This is a genomic window from Longimicrobium sp., from assembly GCA_036389795.1.
GTDB lineage: Bacteria > Gemmatimonadota > Gemmatimonadetes > Longimicrobiales > Longimicrobiaceae > Longimicrobium.
In genome coordinates this window covers 1-3514 of record DASVWD010000177.1, presented here as the reverse complement: position 1 = coordinate 3514, position 3514 = coordinate 1, and the positions used below count along the sequence as shown (strand labels likewise).

The window sequence follows — 3514 nt, the reverse complement described above, 5'->3', positions numbered from 1 at the left end:
TCCTTCGGTCGCCGCCAAGCATCGTTGCCGAGGCAGGTTCGGCGCAGCGGCTCCCTCAGGATGACATCTCCTTTGCACGATCGATCGCAGAATCTGGTGTGGGCTCAGAGTGGGTCTGGAAAACGCGATGAGGATCGCGCGTCGGGCTGTCCGACGTGCGATCCCCACCCGCAGATCCTTCAGTCGCCGCCCGGCATTCGTGCATTCGACAGGTTCTGCGCGGCGGCTCCTTCAGGATGACAACCTTTAGGGGGTGCCGGCGTCCTCCTCAGGTCCGCGCGGACGCGGCCTCGCGCAGGAGGCGCAGCCAGCGGGCCCAGGCTTCGTCGCGTGCCTTGCGGTCGGCGGCGCTGCCCTCGGGGGTCTCGCCGCTGCGCATGAAGGCGTGGCCGGCGCTGTCGTACGTCACCGGCTCGAAGCGCTTCCCGGCGGCGCGCATCAGCTCGGCGGAGGCCGGGATGGTGGCGTTCACGCGGGCGTCGTTGCCGCCGTAGAAGCCGTAGACCGGCTCCGAGATCCCCGCCACGCCCGCCGCGTCGCGCGGCCCGGTGCCGTAGAAGACGTAGGCCGCCGCGAGGTTCGCCTCGTTGGCGATCTCCCACGTCCGCGCGCCGCCCCAGCAGAAGCCGGCGACCGCCACCTGCCCGGTGGCCGCGGGGATGGAGCGCGCGTACTCGACCACCGCGCGCAGGTCGCCGCTCACCTGCTCGCGCGGGAGGCGGCCGATGGCCTCGCGCGCCGCGTCCTGCGTGGGGAAGCCGGAGGTGCGCCCGCCGCCGGGCGCCATCCCCGAGAGCAGGTCGGGCGCGACGGCGATGTACCCCTCCTCCGCCAGGCGGTCGGCGACCGTGCGCACCCAGTCGGTCAGCCCGCGGTTCTCGTGGATCAGCACCACCGCCATCGCCCGCCGGCTGACCTCGGGGTAGACGACGTAGGTGTGCACCACCCGGTCGCCGCTCCGCACCTCGACCCACTCGTCGTGCCGCGGCGTGGTCTCCAGCCGCGAGGCGGGCTGCGGCCGCTGGCACGCGGCGCAGAAGAGCAGGGGCAGCACGAGGGACGGAGCCAGGAGCCGCATCGGGATCACCCTCCTTCGGAATCGCGGGTCGCGGGAGAGCATCATCATGCACCCCGCCGCGCCTTCCCGCCACCGGGGAAGACGAACGAAGCCCCGGCTCCTCGCGCGGAGCCGGGGCTTCGTCCATCCACTGGGCACTGGGCACTGGGCACTGTGGTCAGGCCACCAGCTCCGTCTCCAGCCACTCGATCCGCAGCGACTCCTGCACCGGGGCGGCCGACCTGAGCACCTCCTGCGCGCCGAGGAGCGTCAGCACGTCGTTGGAGCCGTCTTCGACGAGCGAGGCGCGCGCGTCGCGGTAGAGCTTCTCCACCAGGAAGTCCTTGCTGAGGCCGCGTCCGCCGAAGAGCTGCACGGCGGTGTCGGCCACCTCGTAGGCGGCCTGGGTGCAGTAGACCTTGGAGGCGACGGAGTACTCCAGCGCCTGCGGCCGCGAGCCGTCGTTGTACACGCACGCCGCGCGCGACAGCAGGCGGCAGTTCTCCACCTTCACGAACATGTCGAAGAGGTGCTTCTGCACCAGCTGGTGCTCGCAGAGGGGCCTGCCGCCCTGTACCCGCACCCGGGTCCAGCGCAGCGCCTCCTCGTACGCCGCGCGCGCCACGCCGGTGAAGATGGCGCCCATGGCCGCGTTGGTGAGCGCCAGCGTCTGCCGGAGCACCGCCTCGTAGCCGTCGGCGGCCACCAGCACGTAGCGCTTTGGGATGCGCACGCCGTCGAAGCGGATCGCCCCCTGGTTCAGCGCGCGCTGGCCGAGCTTGTCCAGCGGGGGCTCCTTCGACACGCCGGGTGCGTCCAGCGGGACGATGGCCACGCCGCCGCCGGCCAGCCCCCGCTCGGGCTCCAGCGCCAGGTAGACGACCGCGTGGGTGGCGATGGTGCCGTTGGACACCCACCGCGACTTCCGCCCGCTCACCACGTACTCGTCGCCCGACGCCCGGGCGACCACGCTGCCGGAGATGCGGGCGTCGTGGAACTGCGGGGTGCTGGCCAGGAAGTGGTCGGAGCCGTGGTCGGGCTCGGTGATCGCCCAGCAGCCGACCATGGAGGCCGAGGTGTCGGCCACGAACGGCGCCACCAGCTCGTCGATCAGCGCGCGGTCGCCGGTGGCCGCGGCGGAGGAGAAGGGGAAGCAGGTGCACGCCAGGCTGGCCGCGAAGTCGGCGCTCCCCCAGCCCAGCTCCTCCAGCGCGATGTGCAGGCGCAGGCCGCTGAGCCCCATCCCCCCGTGCTCGGCGGGGATCAGGCCGGTGTGGAACCCGCCGCGGTAGGCGGCGCGCAGCGTCTCCCACAGCTCCGAGTCGGGCGCGATCGCCCGCGCCGGGTCGCAGACGCGGTCCAGGCGCACGGCGGCCGGGCGCAGCACCTCCTTCGCGAAGCCGTGCACCGCCTCCTTGAGCTGCTGGTGCTCCGCCGTGAGGGTGAGGTCGACCTCGCGATAGATGGACATCGTGCGCCCCCGCGTGCCAGGGTGGATGAGGATTCCTGGCGAAGGTACGCGGGGGCACGGGCAGCGGATCTACGGGTGATGGGCCGCTTACGCGCTCCAACCCAACGCTGTCATCCTGAAGGAGCCGCGGCGCGGAGCCCTCCTCCACACCGATGCATGGCGGCGACTGAAGGATCTATGGGTCGCCCTGCGAAAGGTCCGGCCCCGGTGCAAGGCAGCCCATAGATCCTTCGGGTGCACAAGCTCTTGTGCAGCTGTGGGTTTAGCGTCGAGGAATGTGCGAAGCCCCGGCTCCTCGCGGAGCCGGGGCTTCGTCGTGGCGCCGTCCGCGAGCGCTACGCCGGCTGCTGGGCGGCGGCGGTGCGCCGCTCGAACTCCTCGGGCGACACCTGCTCCTGGCGCGTGGCGATGAACCAGTTGTTGCCCGAGGGGTCGCGCACGCCGGCCTCGCGGTCGCCGTACGGCTTGAGGTCGGGCTCGGAGAGGGACGTGGCGCCCGCCTGGAGGGCGCGCGCGTACACGGCGTCGGCGTCCTCCACGTACAGGTGCAGGTTGCCCGGCATCGGCCCCCACTGCTCGCTCGGCTCGCCCATCTCCACCATCGCGTCGCCGATGCGCACCAGGGCGTGCATGATCCGGCCGTCCGGCGCTGCATAGCGGCCGAGCTCCTCCGCGCCGAACGCCTCCCGGAGGAAGTCGATCAGCCGGGCGACGCCGGGGACCACCAGGTACGGCGTGACGGTGTGGAAGCCTTCGGGGATGTGGCTGGGCATCGGTCGCCTCCTTGGCTGGATCGTCCACGCAGATGAGTCCGGACGCAGTCTAACCGGCGGCGCGCGACCCGTCTTGTAGAAATGTTACCTCATACCAGATTCTACGATCGATTATGCAAGCGAGATGTCATCCTGAGGGAGCCGCTGCGCCGAACCTGCCTCGGCACGATGCTTGGCGGCGACCGAAGGATCTACTCACCCCGGAGCGAGGCC

At 71.6% G+C, this 3514-nt stretch carries 3 protein-coding genes; all 3 read right to left on the bottom strand.

What is annotated here, in order from left to right:
* Nucleotides 1-268 precede the first annotated feature (268 nt).
* On the bottom strand, nt 269-1078 hold the full coding sequence (locus VF746_22700) for a dienelactone hydrolase family protein (GenBank protein HEX8695239.1): 810 nt from the start codon (nt 1076-1078) through the stop codon (nt 269-271).
* 157 nt (nt 1079-1235) lie between these two features.
* A complete protein-coding gene (locus tag VF746_22695; GenBank protein HEX8695238.1) occupies nt 1236-2528 on the bottom strand; it encodes an acyl-CoA dehydrogenase family protein in 1293 nt (430 codons plus the stop codon).
* Nucleotides 2529-2863: 335 nt separating this feature from the next.
* Complete coding sequence (locus VF746_22690; GenBank protein ID HEX8695237.1) at nt 2864-3301, bottom strand: VOC family protein; 438 nt, start codon at nt 3299-3301, stop codon at nt 2864-2866.
* Between the last annotated feature and the right edge of the window lie 213 nt (nt 3302-3514).

Coding starts and splice junctions, on each gene's coding strand:
- VF746_22700 (HEX8695239.1), bottom strand. CDS start 1,078: ATGCGGCTCCTGGCTCCGTCCCTCGTGCTGCCCCTGCTCTTCTGCGCC.
- VF746_22695 (HEX8695238.1), bottom strand. CDS start 2,528: ATGTCCATCTATCGCGAGGTCGACCTCACCCTCACGGCGGAGCACCAG.
- VF746_22690 (HEX8695237.1), bottom strand. CDS start 3,301: ATGCCCAGCCACATCCCCGAAGGCTTCCACACCGTCACGCCGTACCTG.